11 protein-coding genes are annotated in these 18,788 nt (G+C 58.0%); 6 read left to right on the top strand and 5 right to left on the bottom strand.

Annotated features, from left to right (window positions below):
* Nucleotides 1–176: 176 nt before the first annotated feature.
* Nucleotides 177–2,372 carry a CoA transferase gene (locus QQJ84_RS08590; RefSeq protein WP_284257733.1) on the bottom strand — a complete coding sequence of 732 codons (2,196 nt, stop codon included), beginning with the start codon at nucleotides 2,370–2,372 and terminating at the stop codon, nucleotides 177–179.
* A 279-nt stretch (nucleotides 2,373–2,651) separates the two neighbouring features.
* Between QQJ84_RS08590 and QQJ84_RS08585 the strand changes: the two genes are divergently transcribed.
* From QQJ84_RS08585 to glgX, 5 genes are read left to right on the top strand one after another with little or no spacing between them, the layout of a single operon-like run.
* Nucleotides 2,652–5,153: a glycogen/starch/alpha-glucan phosphorylase gene (locus QQJ84_RS08585; protein WP_284257732.1), complete on the top strand. Its 2,502-nt coding sequence runs from the start codon at nucleotides 2,652–2,654 to the stop codon at nucleotides 5,151–5,153.
* Nucleotides 5,154–5,164: 11 nt separating this feature from the next.
* Entirely contained in the window at nucleotides 5,165–7,363 is a 2,199-nt protein-coding gene (glgB, locus tag QQJ84_RS08580) for a 1,4-alpha-glucan branching protein GlgB (protein WP_456304814.1), read from the top strand.
* A gap of 19 nt (nucleotides 7,364–7,382) precedes the next feature.
* On the top strand, nucleotides 7,383–8,654 hold the full coding sequence (glgC, locus tag QQJ84_RS08575) for a glucose-1-phosphate adenylyltransferase (RefSeq protein WP_284257730.1): 1,272 nt from the start codon (nucleotides 7,383–7,385) through the stop codon (nucleotides 8,652–8,654).
* A gap of 1 nt (nucleotide 8,655) precedes the next feature.
* The gene (gene glgA / locus QQJ84_RS08570) at nucleotides 8,656–10,098 is read left to right on the top strand and encodes a glycogen synthase GlgA (RefSeq protein WP_284257729.1); all 1,443 of its coding nucleotides are present in this window, start codon (nucleotides 8,656–8,658) and stop codon (nucleotides 10,096–10,098) included.
* Nucleotides 10,095–14,234: a glycogen debranching protein GlgX gene (gene glgX / locus QQJ84_RS08565; protein WP_284257727.1), complete on the top strand. Its 4,140-nt coding sequence runs from the start codon at nucleotides 10,095–10,097 to the stop codon at nucleotides 14,232–14,234. The genes glgA and glgX overlap by 4 nt, the downstream gene beginning before the upstream one ends.
* A gap of 73 nt (nucleotides 14,235–14,307) precedes the next feature.
* Here glgX and QQJ84_RS08560 read toward each other — a convergent pair whose 3' ends face one another.
* Nucleotides 14,308–15,540, bottom strand: coding sequence for an SAM-dependent methyltransferase (locus QQJ84_RS08560; RefSeq protein WP_284257726.1), 1,233 nt, complete (start codon nucleotides 15,538–15,540; stop codon nucleotides 14,308–14,310).
* A 157-nt stretch (nucleotides 15,541–15,697) separates the two neighbouring features.
* Here QQJ84_RS08560 and QQJ84_RS08555 point away from each other — a divergent pair, with 157 nt between their 5' ends.
* The gene (locus QQJ84_RS08555; protein WP_284257725.1) at nucleotides 15,698–16,102 is read left to right on the top strand and encodes a DUF2177 family protein; all 405 of its coding nucleotides are present in this window, start codon (nucleotides 15,698–15,700) and stop codon (nucleotides 16,100–16,102) included.
* On the opposite strand, the gene QQJ84_RS08550 is transcribed toward QQJ84_RS08555, so the two are convergent.
* The 3 genes from QQJ84_RS08550 to QQJ84_RS08540 are packed head-to-tail and all read right to left on the bottom strand — an operon-like array spanning nucleotide 16,069 to nucleotide 18,748.
* On the bottom strand, nucleotides 16,069–16,611 hold the full coding sequence (locus QQJ84_RS08550) for a hypothetical protein (protein WP_284257724.1): 543 nt from the start codon (nucleotides 16,609–16,611) through the stop codon (nucleotides 16,069–16,071). The genes QQJ84_RS08555 and QQJ84_RS08550 overlap by 34 nt on opposite strands.
* Nucleotides 16,608–17,381, bottom strand: coding sequence for a DUF1365 domain-containing protein (locus tag QQJ84_RS08545; RefSeq protein ID WP_284257723.1), 774 nt, complete (start codon nucleotides 17,379–17,381; stop codon nucleotides 16,608–16,610). The genes QQJ84_RS08550 and QQJ84_RS08545 overlap by 4 nt, the downstream gene beginning before the upstream one ends.
* Nucleotides 17,381–18,748: an NAD(P)/FAD-dependent oxidoreductase gene (locus tag QQJ84_RS08540; RefSeq protein ID WP_284257722.1), complete on the bottom strand. Its 1,368-nt coding sequence runs from the start codon at nucleotides 18,746–18,748 to the stop codon at nucleotides 17,381–17,383. The genes QQJ84_RS08545 and QQJ84_RS08540 overlap by 1 nt, the downstream gene beginning before the upstream one ends.
* Nucleotides 18,749–18,788 lie beyond the last annotated feature (40 nt).

The following is an 18,788-nucleotide window of genomic DNA, read 5'->3' as shown; positions in this document are numbered from 1 at the left end:
GGTGACCCATTGATTCAGAGATTAAGCCGCTTCGCAACCAAAAAATCACAACTGTAATGCTAAGCCGTGCATCACCGCGTGGAGAAATGGCTGGAGCGTGATCGCACTTAAACCAATCACACTCTAAAGCGCACCCGCCGCTATCCTCGCCATTAATTTCATCTGGTTGGTTTGACTTAAACGGCCACTTTTTCCCGCAGCCAGGTCTCGATCTGTTCCGCGGTTATGCCGTGCTCGGTCAGGATGGATTTGGTATCCTGCCCGGGCGCGACTGAAAGCCGTTTCGCCGGCACTGTTTTGCTGCGTGAGAATGTGGCGAGCGGGCCGATGCAGTGGACGACCTTGCCGTATACATCATCATGCATTTCGCGGAAAATTGTGCCGTCGGGCGGGGTCTCTTCCCATGCGTCGCGGACGCAGGGCTCAAGCCATATACCGCGGGCCTTGGCCGCCTGCGCCAGTGCTGCGGTTGTCTGGCCACGGATTTTTGAAGCCAGCTGGGAGCGTTCGGCCATGCCCCATGCGGCGCGGCTGGCGGGCAATTCAAGCTCCAGCATCTGGGCCAGCGCCGTGGCCATGGTGTTGGAACGGGCGGCAATGGCGACCCAGCCGTCCGCTGTTTGATACAGGCTTTCGGCGGGGTGGAAGCCGGACTGCGCGGCATCGAGGCTGGGCGCTCCCATTTGCGTGCCATCCTGCGCGCGGACCAGTTCCGCCATCAGGTAGGTGCCCACGTTGAGCAGATTGCTTTCGGCGGCAATGGTTCCGCCGGTTCGCAGACGCTCATAAAGGCCCACCAGCAGGCCGATTGCGCCGATGGCGCCGGTCGCGAAATCCACCAGCGGCGTGCGGCTGCAGAGCGGCGGATTGCCCGCGCCGCCGGCGCGGTGCTGCAACCCGCAATGGGCCTGCATGATCATGTCAAACCCTGGTGCCGCCGCCTTTGGCCCGCTGCCGCCGTAGGCGGTGGTCTCCAGTATTATGAGGCCGGGATTGATCTGGCGCAGGGTTGTCTGGTCGAGGCCGAGGCGCCCGGAGACGCCGGGGCGGAAATTATGCAGCACGGCGCTGGCATGCCGGCACAACATCGCGAGAATGGCGCGGCCCCCGGTGGTTTTGGCGTCGACGCAGATGGTGCGTTTGCCAAAATTGGCGCTGATGATGGTGCGTTCGCCGCTCATCGTCGCGCGCCCGGCGGGCGGCTCCACGCGGATGACATCCGCGCCGTAATCGGCCAGCAGTTTGGAGGCATAGGGGCCAGCGACAAAAACACCGCAATCAATGATTTTAATGCCGGTCAACGGCGGCGCGCCGGGGGGCAATGGCGGCAGGCGCTCGGGCAGCGGCTGCGGCACAACGGCGCGGCTGATGCGCAGCGGGCTGCCCACGCCCTGCCACCCGTCCGGGCTGGTCTCGATAATTCCGTTCAGCCTGGTTTGTTCATCATCCCAGCATTCGCCGGGCGCCAGCACAGCCTCCGCCGGAACGCCCGCCTGATGCAGCGCGCGCAACAGGCCGGTGCGGGTATGCCGGGCGGCGTGGGCGTTAAACAGGCTGAAATCGCCATAAAAATTGGCGGCGCCGCGCGCGGGGTCTGGCATGCAGCGGTCATGCGGATCAACATCGCCGGGAATGGCGAGTGCTGCGTGTACTTTGGCCAGGGCGCCAGGAACGCCCATGGTTATTTGCACATATTCGGCATCGGCGCAGCGCAGGATGAGCTGGCGGACATCGCGCGGGGTGATGCCGTTGAACCCGGCGTCGGCGTGCTCCGCCTTCATCCAGAACGGGCTCCAGAACATGGCGGCACCGGCCGCGAGCGAGATGGTGACCACCTGCCCAAGCCCGCTGCGTTCGCGCTCAACCAGAGCGGCCCAGGTTGCGACAAGCCCCTGCAGCGCGGCGCCGTAGCTGGGCAGGGGGAAACCCGCCGCCACCGGGCGCGCCGAGAACTGCTCATAAACGGCGCCTGTTCGCGCCTGCACCAGCAGGTCCACGGCGGGGCGGGCGGGGTCGTCTGGGTAGCCTTGTATTTGCAGCACGACCAGGCGGGGATATTGGCGGCTCAGCGCCTGCGCGTTCCAGGGCGTGGCGAGACCTGGATAATCCTCGCCGCCAATGATGCAGACATCGGCGGCCGCGAGAATTTCCCCGGCGCGCTCGATCGGTGCAAGCCCGGCATGGCGCCGCCAGAACCTGTAGGCGGGATAGACCAGATGGAAGGGATCGCCCCCGGCCGGCTCAATACGCGAGAGCTTGGCCCCAAGCTCGGCAAACTGCTTTGCCACCAGTGCCGCCGCCAGGCCAACGCCAAAATCGGCAATGCGCAGATGCTCGGCCGCCGTTGCCATCGCCGGGCCGTCAACGCTCATGTTTCGCCCGCGCGGTGATGCGCCCGCCCGCCCCCCCGCGCGCAATCATATTCTGGCGAGGCGGGGTGTGTGTTCGTCAGGTCAGGTATGGCGGGGGTCCTGGTTTTCATGATCAACTCAAAGGGCGCGTCAGCAAATTTCGCTATGACGAATAGCGGGAAGCATCATGAAAGCAAGGGGAAAGATCAGGCGCGGAAAATTCGCGCTTGGTCGTTGGCGGGTTCGCGGTTAGGCTGGCAAAATGAACCTGGACCGCGTTGTTGAAGGGCCGAATTTCGCATGAACAACACCTCAGAAGCCGCCTGCGCGCCAAGCCTGGCGGACACGGGCCGGGACATTGCCCCGGCGGCGGATAGCGTCGCGAACCTGCGCGAGGCGATTTTGCGCCGCCTGACCTATTCAGTCGGCAAAAATCAGGCCAGCGCCAGCGAGTACGATTGGTATCTCGCGGTGGTCTACGCGACGCGGGACCGGATTGTTGAGGGGTGGATGGCCTCGACCAACGCGGCCTATGTGCACGGGCCGAAACGGGTTTATTATCTGTCGCTGGAGTTTCTCATCGGCCGCCTGCTGGGCGATGCGCTAAATAATCTGGGCCTGACGGAAACAATGCGCGCAGCCACCAGGGAGCTGGGCGTTGACCTTGAGCGCCTGCGCACGCTGGAGCCTGACGCGGCGCTGGGCAACGGCGGGCTGGGGCGGCTGGCGGCCTGTTTCATGGAGAGCATGGCGACACTTTCCATCGCGGCCCATGGCTATGGCATCCGCTATGACCATGGTTTGTTCCGCCAGGTGCTGAAGGATGGCTGGCAGCAGGAATACCCCGAGGATTGGCTGGCTCTGGGCAATCCGTGGGAGTTTAAGCGGCCGGAGGTTTGTTACCGTATCGGCTTTGGCGGCGCGGTGGAGGCGCTCACCTCGCCTGACGGCGCGACCCGGTATGCTTGGAAACCCGCTGAATATGTCGAGGCGATTGCCTATGACACGCCGGTGGTTGGCTGGCGCGGCGCGCATGTGAACACCTTGCGGCTATGGTCGGCGCGCGCGTGCGACCCGCTGCAGCTCGATGTGTTCAATGCGGGCGATTATGTTGGCGCGGTGGCGGATAAAATGCGCGCCGAGGCGATCTCCAAGGTGCTGTATCCGAGCGATGAAACCCCGGCGGGGCAGGAGTTGCGGCTGCGCCAGGAGTATTTCTTCGCCTCCGCCTCCTTGCAGGACGCCTTGCGCCGCCATCTCAAGCAATATCAGGAAGTGCGCAGCCTGGCTGAGCATGTTGCCATTCAACTCAATGATACACACCCGGCGATTTCGGTCGCCGAGCTGATGCGCCTGCTGGTGGATGTGCATGGCATTGCCTGGGAAGAAGCCTGGAAAATCACGCAGGGCACGATCTCCTACACCAATCACACCTTGTTGCCCGAAGCGTTGGAGAGCTGGCCGGTGCCGTTGCTGGAGCGTATGTTGCCACGCCAGATGCAGATCATTTATCTGATCAACGCCTTGCATCTTGATAGTGTGCGCAAATCTGGCCACACGGATGCGCGGTTGATTGCCGCGGTTTCGATGATTGATGAACATGCGGGGCGGCGCGTGCGGATGGGGCATCTGGCTTTCATCGGCTCGCACAAGGTGAATGGCGTTTCAGCGCTGCATAGCAAATTGCTGAAACAAACAGTGTTCCGTGATCTCGGCACGCTGTATCCTGACCGTATTGTTAACAAAACAAATGGCATCACCTTCCGCCGCTGGCTGTTTGAGGCAAACCCCGGACTGACCCGGCTGCTGGCTGATACAGCGGGGGAGGGCATATATGATGATCCGATGGCGTTGCGGAAAATTGCGCCCTATGCGAGCGATGCTGCTTTTGTGGGGGAATTTGCCGCGGTAAAGCGCCAGAACAAGGTGGCGCTTGCGAAAATCATTTTAGATCGCTGCCATGTTAAAGTGGACCCCGATGTGCTGTTTGATGTGCAGATAAAGCGGGTGCATGAATATAAGCGCCAGTTGCTGAACATTCTGGAAACGGTGGCGCTCTACGATGCGATCCGCGCGCAGCCGTATCTGGACTGGGTGCCCCGCGTGAAAATCTTCGCGGGCAAGGCGGCGGCGAGCTATCATCATGCCAAGCTGATTATTAAACTCGCGAACGATGTTGCCAATGTCATCAACAACGACCCGACGGTGCGCGGGATGCTGAAGGTGGCGTATCTGCCTAACTACAATGTAAGCCTCGCGGAATCGATTATTCCCGCCTCTGATCTTTCGGAACAGATCTCGACCGCCGGCATGGAGGCGTCGGGCACCGGAAATATGAAACTGGCGTTGAATGGCGCGCTCACCATTGGCACGCTTGATGGCGCGAATGTAGAGATCAAGCAGCATGTCGGCGACGAAAATATTTTCATATTTGGCATGACGGCGGAGCAGGTGGCGCAGCGGCGCGGACGCGGGATTGATATGCGTGAGACGATCGCGCGCTCGCCGGCATTGCGCGAAGTGCTGGATGCGATCGGCTCTGGCGTATTCTCCCCCGATGACCCTGGACGGTATGCGGGGCTGGTCGATATTCTCACCCATCACGATCATTTTCTGGTTTGCGAGGATTTCGACGCATATTACGCCTGCCAACGCGAGGTGGCAGCGAAATGGTTGGATCGCGCGGCGTGGTGGAAGGCGAGCATCCTGAACACCGCGGGCATGGGCTGGTTCTCGTCGGATCGTACGATTGCTGAGTATGCCGACGAAATATGGAAAACACAGGCGCAGAAAAAAGAGTAGGGAGCATGGCTATGGCAGGCTGGCGGGCAGAGCAGACCGAGATCGAAGCGCTGCTGGCGGCCTGCCATGCCGATCCGTTTGGTCTGCTGGGGCCGCATGAGGTGGCTGAAGGGGTTGTGATACGTGCGTTTGTGCCGGATGCGGCACGCCTGGCCGCACTGTTGGAGGATGGTTCAAGGCAGGAACTCACCGCGCGCGGCGCCGGGTTTTTCGAGGTGTTGATCCCTGCCTATGACGCGCCGATTTTGTACCGCCTTCATGCGGAAAATGATGGTGGCAGCTGGGAGTTTGATGACCCATACCGCTTTCCCCCGGTGTTGGGGGCGACGGATGATCATCTGCTGATCGAGGGAACCCACCGCCGCCTTTATGAACGGCTTGGGGCGCAGTTGATGACGCTGGATTGTGTGTCCGGCGTGCATTTTGCCGTATGGGCGCCCAATGCGCGCCGCGTTTCGCTGGTGGGTGACTTCAACCATTGGGACGGACGCAGGCATCAGATGCGCAAGCGTATCGACTCGGGCCTGTGGGAGATATTTGTGCCCGGAATTGGCGTTGGCACAGTCTACAAGTTTGAAATTCTCGGCGCGGAGGGAGCTGTTTTGCCGCTAAAGGCCGACCCCTTCGGCTTCAGCGCGGAGCGGCGCCCTTCGACGGCTTCGGTTGTTGCCCGCACGGATGATTTCATCTGGACGGATGGGGCGCTTTTGCGCCAGCGCGGGCAGGTTGAGCCGCATCGGGCGCCGATGAGCGTTTATGAAGTTCATCTCGGTTCCTGGCAACGGCGCGATGATGGCGATTTTCTTTCATATGATGAACTCGCGGACAGGCTGTTGCCTTATGTTGCCGATATGGGGTTCACGCATGTGGAGTTGTTGCCGGTGTGTGAGCATCCACTTGATGCTTCCTGGGGCTATCAGCCGATTGGCCTGTTCGCTCCGAGCAGGCGCTTTGGGGATCCCGATGGCTTCGCGCGCTTCGTTGACCGCGCGCATGCGCTGGGAATTGGTGTGATTCTGGACTGGGTGCCGGCGCATTTTCCGACGGATATTCACGGCCTCGCTCAATTTGACGGTACGGCCCTATACGAGCACGCGGACCCGCGCCGTGGGTTTCATCCTGACTGGAACACGGCAATTTATGATTTTGGCCGCCGGGAGGTGGCTAATGTTTTGTACGCGAATGCGCTCTATTGGCTTGATCGTTTTCATATCGATGCTTTGCGCGTCGACGCCGTTGCCTCGATGCTGTATCTTGATTATTCGCGCAAACAGGGCGAGTGGCTGCCTAACTCCGATGGTACCAATGACAACCGCGATGCGGTGGCCTTTATCCGGCAGTTCAACACGGCCGTTTATGCGCAACATCAGGGAACTTTCAGCATTGCAGAGGAATCGACAGCCTGGCCTGGCGTATCAAAGCCGGTGCATGAGAACGGGTTGGGATTTGGTTTTAAATGGAACATGGGCTGGATGCATGACACGCTCGACTATTTCGCGCTGGAGCCGATACATCGCAAATGGCACCATAACAAGCTGACATTCGGCTTATTGTATGCCTTTACTGAAAACTTCGTGCTGCCGATTTCACATGACGAAGTTGTTCATGGAAAATGTTCGATTGTTGCGAAAATGCCGGGAGATGAATGGCAGCGTTTTGCGAATGCCCGCGCCTATTATGGCTTTATGTGGGCGCACCCCGGTAAAAAACTTCTGTTTATGGGGCAGGAGTTTGGGCAGACCACCGAGTGGAATTTTGACGCCGGATTACCGTGGCATTTGCTTGAACAAGCGCTGCATCATGGGTTGCGGATGTTGATCCGCGATCTGAACCAATTACACCGTGCCCTGCCGGCGCTTCATGCACGTGATTGCGAAGCTGAAGGTTTCCAGTGGATCGTTGTAGACGATGCGGAACAATCTGTTATTGCCTGGCTACGGATTGGGGATGAGGGACATCGGCCGGTTGCTGTCGTGTGCAACCTTACACCGGTACCCCGCCAAGCCTACCGAATCGGGCTTCCGCACATCGGATTTTGGCGGGAGATACTGAACACCGACGCCACTGTTTATGGAGGGTCTGGCATGGGTAATCTGGGTGGCATATCCGCGGCCATGGATGCAAGCCATGGTTTTCCGGCCTCCGCACTTATTACAATTCCACCGCTATCAGCAGTGTATTTTGAGTATACGGATAAAAAACTAACATAAAAGGTGACGGAGGAAGTCCATGAATACCAGACATACTCAGCACGCTCCACTTGCCCGTTCAACCATGGCCTACGTGCTTGCGGGCGGCCGTGGTTCCCGGTTGATGGAACTTACCGACATCCGGGCAAAGCCCGCGGTTTATTTTGGCGGCAAGTCACGCATTATCGACTTTGCCCTCTCCAATGCAATGAACTCCGGTATCCGCCGCATCGCGGTTGCCACACAGTACAAGGCCCACAGCCTTATCCGGCATCTGCAGCGCGGCTGGAATTTCTTCCGGCAGGAGCGCAATGAGAGTTTTGATATTCTCCCCGCCAGTCAACGTGTTTCCGAAGAGATGTGGTATCTTGGTACGGCTGATGCCGTGTATCAGAACATTGATATCATCGAGAGTTATGCGCCACAGCACATTATTCTGCTCGCGGGTGACCATATCTATAAAATGGATTATGAGCCGATGCTGCAACAGCATGTCAATGAGAATGCTGATGTCACCGTGGGTTGTTTGGAAGTGCCGCTGGCAGACGCGAGCGGTTTCGGTGTTATGCATGTTGACGATAAAAACCGAATTGTTGCATTTCTTGAAAAACCACAGAATCCACCGTCAATTCTAGGAAAACCGGATGTCGCGCTCGCAAGCATGGGAATTTATGTTTTTGAAACAAAATTTTTGATCGAACAACTCAAGCGCGATGCGGCGGATACTCATTCGTCGCGGGACTTTGGCAAGGATATTATTCCATATCTGGTGGAAAATGGTAAGGCTGTGGCGCATCGTTTCGCGCAATCCTGCGTACGTTCGACAGCGGAGCATAATGTTTACTGGCGCGATGTTGGCACGTTGGATGCCTATTGGGCGGCTAATATCGATCTCACAGATATTGTGCCACAACTCGATCTGTATGACCGCGACTGGCCGATCTGGACCTATGGCGAAATCACGCCGCCGGCCAAATTTGTGCATGACGAAGGTGCGCGGCGCGGTGTGGCTATTTCGTCTTTGGTATCGGGCGGATGTATTGTCTCTGGAGCGTCGATTACGCATACGCTGTTGCATACCGGTGTGCATGTGCACTCCTTTGCGGATGTGAAAAATGCGGTCATTTTACCCTATGCCGAGATTCATCGTGGTGCGCGGCTGAGCAACGTCATTATTGATCGTGGCGTTGTAATCCCGGAAAATCTGGTGGTTGGGGAAGATCCTGTGCTGGATGCCGTGCGATTTCGCCGCACTGAGAAAGGAATCTGCCTGATTACACAACCAATGATCGATAGATTGGACATTAGCTAACATGCGTGTGCTCTCCGTCACTTCGGAAATCTATCCGCTAATTAAGACCGGTGGACTTGCGGATGTCGCGGGCGCCCTGCCTGGTTGTTTGGCACCGATGGGCATCCAAATGCGCACTCTGGTTCCGGGATATCCGGCGGTCAAAGCGGCCTTACAAAATATAGAAACCGCGCATATATATCCGGTATTCTTTGGCGGGAGCGCGCAGATTTTGAGTGCCACGGCAAGTGGACTTGATCTCTTCGTGCTTGATGCACCGCATCTTTATGAACGGCCTGGTAATCCCTATACAGGGCCGGATGGCAAGGACTGGGCTGATAACGCCATACGTTTTGCGGCGCTCTCCCGCGCTGGCGCTGACATTGGTAAAGGCATTCTACCTTCATTCAAACCTGAGATTGTGCATGTGCATGACTGGCAGGCAGGGCTGGTGCCGGCATTTTTGCATTATGAGGGCGGTGCGAAACCCGTGACCATAGTAACGGTTCATAATCTTGCCTTTCAGGGACAGTTTGATCCGGCGTTATTACCAGAGATTGGCTTGCCGGACGAAGCTTTTGCACTGGATGGTGTCGAATACTACGGCACGATCGGTTATTTGAAAGCCGCTCTGCAATTCGCAGACCGGATTACCACGGTTTCTCCGGCCTATGCTCTTGAAATTCTGCAGCCGGAGGGTGGTATGGGGCTGGATGGATTGTTGAGACAGCGCCGCGCCATTGTGTCTGGAATTTTGAATGGAATTGATACGGACGTCTGGAATCCAGCAACGGATGTAAATCTGGCGGCCAATTACGATGTGAGAAATCTTACTAAACGTGCGCGCAACAAAACTGCGTTGCAGAAACGCCTTGGCCTTACGCTTGACCCCATGCGGCCTTTGTTCGGCGTGGTCAGCCGTCTTTCTTGGCAAAAGGGGCTGGACCTGCTGGCCGATGTGCTGCCGGCGCTCACTGCTGCCGGGCAACTTGCCTTGCTCGGTTCGGGTGAAAAATCGCTAGAAGAACAATACGCCGCCGCAGCCTTGGCCGATCCGGAGAACGTGGCCTGCATATTTAAATACGACGAAGCCCTTGCGCATCTGATTCAGGCAGGTGCTGATATTTTGCTTGTGCCCTCGCGGTTCGAGCCGTGTGGCCTGACCCAGCTGTGTGCACTTCATTATGGTGCCGTACCGTTAGTTTCGCGCGTTGGTGGCCTGATTGATACGATTATTGATGCCAATGAAGCGGCCCTGGCAACCGGGGTGGCGACGGGTATTCAATTTTCACCTGTAAATGCAGTGATGATTGAAGCTGGTATTCGCCGTGCGGTAGGATTATATCAGGACAAAAATACTTGGACTGAGTTGCAGAAGAATGGAATGCGCAGTGATGTCTCCTGGCATCAACCGGCGAGGCGCTATGCGGCGCTCTATCACGAGGCGCTGCGGTTGCCGGTATGAAGCTGGAGGTAGGTCCTGGTTCGCCCGAGCCACTGGGAGTGACCCCGGATATGCGGGGCGTGAATGTCGCGGTGTATTCCGCCCATGCGACGGCCATTGAGTTTTGCCTGTTCGATGCCCAAGGACAAATACAGACCCATGTTATTACACTCATCGCCCGCACCGGTGATATTTTTCATGCGTATATTGCAGGTGTTGCGGTAGGAGCACGCTATGGCCTGCGTGCATATGGCCCTGATGTTCCGCATCTCGGCCACCGCTTCAATCCCGCGAAGCTGCTGGTGGATCCTTATGCGCTGGCGTTGGACCGCCAGTTTACGCTGGATGCACGGCTATATGCGTTTGGCGCTCATGCGGCCGCAGATAGCGCCGAGGCCGTGCCAAAGGCCGTTATCACAAGTCGCAGTGAGTTAATGAAGCCGTGGATGCCAAAACGAATTTCCTGGGCGGACACTGTGATCTACGAACTGCATGTGCGTGGCTTCACAAAACTTCACCCTGAGATTCACGAAGAAATCAGAGGTACATTTGCAGCTCTGGCGGAACCGGCCGCGATTGCGCATTTGCGCGGCCTTGGTGTTAGTACGGTTGAGATCATGCCGGCTGCCGCTTGGGTTGATGAGCGTCATCTGCCAGCCTTCGGCCTCAGCAATTACTGGGGCTATAATCCGGTGGCCCTGATGGCACCTGATCCGCGTCTTGCGCGCGGTGGATGGCCAGAGATACGGCGCGCGGTTGATGCCTTGCACGCGGCAGGCTTAGAGGTGATTATTGATGTTGTGTTGAATCATTCAGGAGAGAGTGACGAGTGGGGACCCACCCTATCTCTGCGTGGATTGGATAATTCAAGTTATTACCGCCTTAATCCAGATGACTTAGAACGATATATTAACGATATGGGGTGCGGAAATTGCGTGGCGCTGAACCGTTCGGCGGTACTGCGTTTGGCAATGGACAGTTTGCGCACATGGATTGAGCTTGGAGGAGTTGATGGATTTAGATTCGATTTAGCAACATCAATGGGCCGGGGTGATGCGGGATTCGATGCGGCGGCTCCGCTGTTTGCAGCAATTGCGCAAGATCCGCTTTTACGTGGGGCAAAATTGATCGCCGAACCATGGGATATTGGGCCAGGCGGCTATCAGATTGGCCGGTTTCCAGCATTATTTTTTGAGTGGAACGATCGTTTCCGTGATGATGTTCGCCGCTACTGGCGAGGTGATGCGAATATGCGCGGCGCGCTAGCTACGAGGCTAGCCGGCTCCGCCGATATCTTCGCTTCAGGATGTAATTTTTCGAGGTCAGTGAATTTTATTACGGCTCATGACGGTTTTACTCTGGCTGATCTGGTGAGTTATGTTCACAAACGCAATGAGGCTAATGGTGAAAGTAACCGGGATGGTGGGAATGAAAATTTCTCCTGGAATCATGGTTATGAAGGCCCGTGCGATGATGTTTCCTGTGTTGCATTGCGGGCACGCGACCAGCGCAATCTTTTGGCGACTTTGTTGCTGTCGCGTGGCACGCCTATGATCGCAATGGGGGCGGAACTTGGCATCACTCAACGGGGCAATAATAATGCCTACGCGCAGGATAACAAAACCACATGGCTGGATTGGACCCAGGCCGATCATGATCTGATCGCGTTCACGCGTGACTTGATTGCTCTGCGCCGTGAATATCCAGTGTTGCATGATTATAAATTTCTGACAGGCATGGTTGGCCCTGAAACAGGGTTTCCGGATGTTGAATGGCGTACGGCGCGGGCGGCATTAGACAATATGGATGAATGGAACAATCCTTTTGATTCCACGTTGGTTGCGATTTTGGGGGCGGATGCAGAGGCCGGCCGTGTGGCTATCGCGTTCAATCGCGGAGAAAGGCCAGAGACGTTGAACTTGCCGGAACCACGCCGGAACTTTATTTGGCGAATGGTTCTTGATACGAGCAGCACTGCAGATGAGGGCTGCCAGAATATTGCCGCGCGTTCGGTGGCGCTGTTTGCCGAAACGGCGGTGCGGCCTCGCACAATGCGAGCGGCGGATGCGCATCTTCTTTCGCGCCTTGCGAGTGCTGCGGGCATCGCTCCGGATTGGTGGGATATTGCGGGGAATCGCTATGCGGTGAGGGAGGAGACGCAAATTGCGCTGTTGCATGCGATGGGTTTTGACGTCGCGACGCAGGCGCAGGCGCGGGATAGCTTGGCGCGGTTGGTGGAAGACGCGCCGGCGCGGATGCTGCCGCACTCGCATATGGTCTACGCCGGGGAAGAGGCGGTTCTGCCTTTGACACGCGAAGCTTGCGATGCCTGGCCGCGGAGTGAATTGATTCTGCGATGTGCCGCTGGAGGCGTGATTGCCACGCTGGCCCCGCGTTGGTATCAGGTACAAAACCGGACAGATGAGCTTGGACGCGAAATACGAATCTTTAGCTTATGTCTACCGCGTTTGGAAATTGGTCATTACGTTGCTTGTTTCGATGAAGCGCCGGATGTAGTTTGCCATCTCACGGCCGTTCCGAGACATTGCTATGTGCCGCGGGAATTATCGCAACGGCACTTTGGCATTTCGGTACAAACCTATGCGCTGCGACGCGAGGGCGATGCCGGCATCGGGGATTTTTCCGCCCTTGCGGCGTTCGCAGCGATGGCCGGGAGACATGGTGCCGCTGTGGTCGGTATCCAGCCGCTCCATATGTTGTTTCCGGCCTTACGTGAACGTGCGAGCCCGTATCATCCATCGGACCGGCGGTATCTTGACCCCATTCATCTGGCCCTTGATGCATTGCGGGATATTCCGGGTTTTTCGGGTGTTGCGCATATGCCGGAATCAACCATGATCGATTATTCGGCAGTGTGGGCATTGAAGAATCGTTTTTTGAAGGCTCTGTTTATTCGGTTTGAGGAAGTATCGAAAAATCATGCAGCTCATCGCGTTGTTCAGGAATTTGAGACTTTTATCGCGGCGGGGGGGAAGCAACTCGAGCAGTTTGCGGATTTTGAGGTTATTAGTGGTATTTATCCCGGAATACCGTGGCAGGTATGGCCGGTCCCGCTCCGCGATGCTGCAACCGTGGAGGTGCGGGAGTTAGTACAGGCGCATGCAAAGGAGCATCGTTACATGATGTTCCTGCAATTTTTGTGCGACCGCCAGCTTGGGGCAGCCGCCAGGACCGCATGTGAGGCGGGTGTTGCGGTGGGTCTTTATCGGGACCTTGCGGTTGGCTGTGCGCCAGACGGCGCGGAAGCCTGGGCTAATGCCAGCATTTTTGCGCAGGGTGTGTCGATAGGTGCGCCACCTGACCCGCTGGGGCCGGAGGGGCAGGTGTGGAATCTGCCACCGCCAAATCCGCTGGCGTGGAGCCGGACTAATTTCGCCTCTTTCCGCTCCGCAATTTCTGCTAACATGCGCCATGCGGGGGCGTTGCGGATTGATCATGCTTTGGGTCTCTCCAGACTTTTCTGGGTGCCAGATGGCGGCCGGGCAGTGGATGGCGCGTATGTAGGATATCCGCTCGATACGTTGATTGGCCATCTCGCGCTTGAAAGCAACAAGGCGAATTGTATCGTCGTCGGCGAAGACCTCGGAACTGTTCCCGGCGGGCTGCGCGAGGCGTTGGCGCGTGCTAAAATATTGAGCTACCGTGTGATGATGCTTGAACGCACCGCGGAGAAATTTATTTCGCCGCGCCTTTACCCCGGTGCCGCGCTTGCCTGTGCCGCCACGCATGATTTGCCGCCGTTGGCCGGTTGGTGGCAAGGTGTGGATATTGCCGAGCGCCACGCGCTTGGCCTGATTGACGGTGCGGCGCGTGCGAGCCAGGGAGAGTTGCGTGAGGTTGAGAAGCTGGCGCTGTGGCAGGCGCTTGATGACGAGGGTATCGAGATAGAGGGCTTTGATAATGAAGTGTTATCAGATGACATGCTGGAGGCCATCCATGCTTGGCTCGCCCGCGCCCCCTCCGTCTTGCTGATGGTGCAGGCTGAGGATTTGGCTGGCGAAACCGATTGCCAGAACCTGCCGGGAACCAATCTGGAACGCCCGAACTGGCGCCGCCGCTTGCCTCTCACTGTGGCGGAATTGTTTGCCAGCGAGCGGGGGCGCCGTGGTCTGCGGGCTTTGCAAGAACGGCGATAAAAATGACAGCCATTTTTTGTTGGCGGGATTAAAAAAATCCTGTTGGGTGCGTGAAACAGTCGGTCTGGCGGTTTTATGGGCGGGCCATCAGTATCTGCCCCACATCGGTCCATCCGGCGCGGAAACCCGCCTCGCAATACGCGAGATAATATTCCCATAATCTCTTAAATCGAGCGTCATAGTGCCCTTTGGCTGTGGATAGTTTGGCGATGTTTGGCCAGGAGGCCTGGAATGATGCCTGCCATTGTTTAAGTGTTTCAGCGTAATCTGTGCCGAACCAATGGGCATCGCGCCAGAGCAGGCCGGCGCTGGTGGCTTGGGCGCGAAGTTTTGAGGGCGAGAGGAGCATGCCGCCTGGGAAGACATAACGTTGAATGAAATCAGCGGACTTGCGGTATTCATCGAAATACCTGTCCGCGATGGTGATCGCCTGGATGCATGCCAGGCCACCCGGTTTGAGCCGCTCCTGCAGGGTACGGAAATACACCGGCCAATAATCCTGGCCCACAGCCTCGATCATTTCCACAGAGGCGATAGCATCGAAGTTTCCCTGAACATCGCGATAATCCAGAAGTTGCAGGTTTACGCGATCGCCAAGCCCGGCCTTGGCGATACGCTCCTGCCCATGCGCGAGTTGTTCACGCGAGAGGGTTATGCCCACGACCTCGGCTCCGAATTCCGCGGCCGCGATCTGCGCGAACCCGCCCCAGCCGCAGCCTATTTCCAGCAGCCGCTGACCGGGTGCCAGCCGCAACTGTTTGCAGACGCGGCGGATTTTTGCCCGCTGCGCTTCCTCCAGGCTGGCTGAGCCATCTTCGAATAGTGCGGCGGAGTATGTCATCGTTGGGTCCAGCCAGAGCTGGTAGAAGTCATTTCCGAGGTCGTAATGGTCGGCGATATTGCGCTTTGAGCCGCTGCGGCTGTTGGGACGCAGGCTGTGAATGAGGCGTGAGATCAGGCGCATCAGCGGTTTGCCGCTGATCAATGCATCCCAACTGGCTTCGTTGGCGGCGCCTAGCAGCAGCATGTCGGTGATGTTGGGGCTATCCCACCAGCCTTTGAGATAGGCTTCTGAAAATCCCAGGCTGCCCCCGAACATCGTTTTGGTGATGGTGCGGGAGTCATGGATGACAAGCTTGGCGGCGGGGCCGGGCTCGGTTCCGTGGAACCTGTGCACGCCGCCGCCGGGCAGTTCCAGGGTAAGGCTTCCCGCTCGCAAAACACGGCCGAGCTGCAGGCCTAGTTCAAGCTTTTTATCGCTGAGCCGTGATGTAAAGCCGGCGCTGACGGCTGGTGACTCGCTCATTCATGCTTCTCCCATAATAACGAATACAAACCTCGGTCTTCGCGCGGCTTATATCACATTTATACGCAGGGCGCTTGACCTTGGATGCATGATGGAGTGGAAAAAATTATGCGCGAGATGGGAAAAAAGGACTGATAAAAATTCCGATTGCGCTTATATGAACGTCATGCGCCGGATCATCCCCTATATCGTGACGTTAGTTGTAATGCTGATGCTTGATGCCATCTGGCTGAGCCTGGCTTCGCAGGCGGTTTATCGCGCGCAGCTGGGAGATATTTTAATTCCTGGTTTCCGGCTATTGCCTGCACTCTCCTTCTATCTTGTCTATGCTTTCGGTATCCAGATTTTTGCCGTCGCGCGGGCCAGAAGCGGGAAGCAGGCGCTGGGCCTGGGCGCGGCATTTGGCGTGTTTGCTTATGCCACATATGATTTAACAAATTGGGCAACGCTGAGGGACTGGACTTTTGCGCTCAGCCTCACCGATATATGCTGGGGTGCCGTGCTAACCGGCGCTGGCGCGCTGGCTGGTTATGCCGCCAAGCGGGTTTTGCCGAAAACATAGGCCAGAACAACACTGATCGAGATCACCGAAAATTCGTTGAGATGTTGAAGGGCGTGATATGCGCTGGCGGAATAGATAGCGGGCGGCGCCGGAAAATGGTTATGCAGCGAGAGAAACAGCAGGCCCGGCAGCGCGGCGAGACTGACCATTGCCCGCCACTCGCGGCGCCGGAAACTCATGAGCGCGAGCGCGGTGCAGGGGATTAGGAACAGCGCTGTCCCTGAGGATTCACCAAGCAACCAGGTAACATATGTGGAGTTGAGCGTGGCGACGGCGCTGAGCCATACGCGACCGCTGAAGCCATTCCGCCGCGCAATCGGAAGTGCGGCGGCGAAAAACGGCAGCGAGACGCCTGAGAACAGCAGCCACGGCCACCCGGGGCGGCCAAGGCAAAATGCCAGATACAGCGGATAAAACGGCGTGTTGCCGAGCAGTACCAGGGCGATTTTATTGCTCGCAGCCGTCAGCGGGTCCGCATGGGCGGCGTATTCAAAAATCCCGCGCGTCAAACCGGCGGCACGATGCTCACGGGTTGCGCGGGCAACGCCGGGCGCTGGCGCAGCCGCACCCCCTTCAGCAGCAGTTTCAAAGCTTCCCAATGGATACCTCCGATGATTTTCAATGTCAGCAGTGGATAGGCGAAGAATATCCGCAGCAATGCCCGGTCGGAGAGTTCCCACCGCTGCCCCGCGAATGCAGCGGTCAACATTGTGCCGTTCTCATCGGCGGCCTGAATCCCCAGGGCCACTGTATGCGCGGGCGGGGTTACGCGAAAACTGTAGCGCATCGTCATATCCATGAACGGCGATACGTAAAATTCCTTATCGCAGCGTTGATGAATCACGCCCTGTGCATCGCTGGCCGCCACGGGAATAAAGTAGCTATGGCGCTGACCGAACGTGTTGTTCACCTCATAGAGGATCGCGCAAAGCGTGCCGTCGCGCCGGTAGCAAAAATACGTGCTGAGCGGGTTGAACGCATAGCCCAGCACGCGCGGGCTGCACAGCAGGCGCACCGCGCCGCCATCGGGTGTTATCCCTGCCGCGCGCAACAGATTATCCACATATGCCCGTAAATCCGAACCGTCTCCATGGTCGCGCTCATAAAAGCTGAACAGATTAAAACGGTTGCGCGAGAACAGCCGCATCGAGGCAGCCAGCCCATTGAGCTCGTCCAGGTCGAAGAGCATGTTATAGATGCTGTATCGTAACTTATGCCGCCGTGGCCGCAGGCGCTGGTGCGTCACACTGCCAATGTATAATGCGGAATGCCAGGTCATCACACCGCGTCCGCCCATTGCCGCGCCGGAGCGGGGGAGGGGCCTAAACAAATGCGGCCGGATTCATTTTTCACCTGCCAGGGCCGCCGCGTGCCGCCCAAGGCTTCCGCCACGGCTAGCCCCGCCTGCAATCCATCCTCATGAAAGCCGGCGCCAAAATACGCGCCGCAGAACCAGCTCCGCTGCTCCCCTTGCAGGGACCATAGTTCGCGTTGAGCGGCAATCGCGGCGGCGTCAAAAATCGGATGTTCATAGACGTTGCGGGCGATGATGCTCTCGCGCGAGAGCGATTGCGCCGGGTTGAGGGTCAGGAAAATATCGCGCTCAATGGGCAGGTTCTGCAGCCGGTTCATCCAATAGGTCACGCAAGGGGGGCTGTGCTCCGTGCCGTTGCGCGCCAGATAATTCCAGCTTGACCACACCGCGCGCCGCTTGGGCATCAGCCTTGCATCGTCATGCAACACGGCGAGATTGCTGGTGTAGCGGAATGCCCCCAGCAGCGCCTGTTCGCGCGCGCTGGGTGCCGCCAGCAGCGCCAGCGCCTCATCGGCATGGCAGGCGAGCACCACATGGTCAAAAACCCTGGTCGCGCCATCACTATCCTGAACGAGTACGCGCCCCGCCTCGCGTTGAACCCGCTGCGCGCCCCGGTTCAGGCTGATCCGCGCGGCGTAGCGCGCCGTCAGCCGTGATACATATTCGCGTGAGCCGCCGCTCACGGTGCGCCATTGCGGCCGTTCACCCAGGTTCAACAGGCCGTGGTTTTCACAAAACCGGGTGAAGGCCACCGCCGGATAATCGCGCGCCGTGCCGCTGGGGCAGGACCATATCGCCGCCGCCATCGGCAGCAGATGGTCCTCCTGGAACGCCGGGGAGAAATTATTCTGGTCCAGATAATCCCCCAGGCTCAACAGCGATTGGTCCAGCACCGCGCAATCGCGTGGCGCCTGCCGGTAGAAACGCAGCAGGTCGCGCAGCATGCGCCAGAAGCGGGGGCGCAGCAGGTTGCGCTTCTGGGCGAAGAGCGTGGAGAGGCTGTTGCCGCCGTATTCCATCCGGCCGCTTCCAGCGGAAACCGCGAATGACATTTCCGTGGGATGCGTTGGCACCTCCAGATGTTCAAAAAGCGCGGTCAGGTTTGGATAGGTTGCGTTGTTGTAAACGATGAACCCGGTATCCACCGGCACCCCTCCCGGCGCCTCCACGGTATGGCTATGCCCGCCAACCCAGCCCGCCTTTTCATAAACGGTGACATCATGGCGCTCACTCAGCAGCCAGGCCGCCGACATGCCGGAGATGCCGGTGCCGATGACCGCGATGCGCAGGGGCGGGGAGGGGGGCTGGGCGTTTGTGCGTTCTTTATTCATCTGTTGTTATACGGCATTTCGCCTTTGCTGGATCACCGCG

It is taken from the genome of Acidocella aquatica, assembly GCF_030160635.1.
Lineage (GTDB): Bacteria > Pseudomonadota > Alphaproteobacteria > Acetobacterales > Acetobacteraceae > Acidocella > Acidocella aquatica.
The sequence above is the reverse complement of the archived record's forward strand: the minus strand, read 5'-3'. Positions and strand labels throughout refer to the sequence as shown.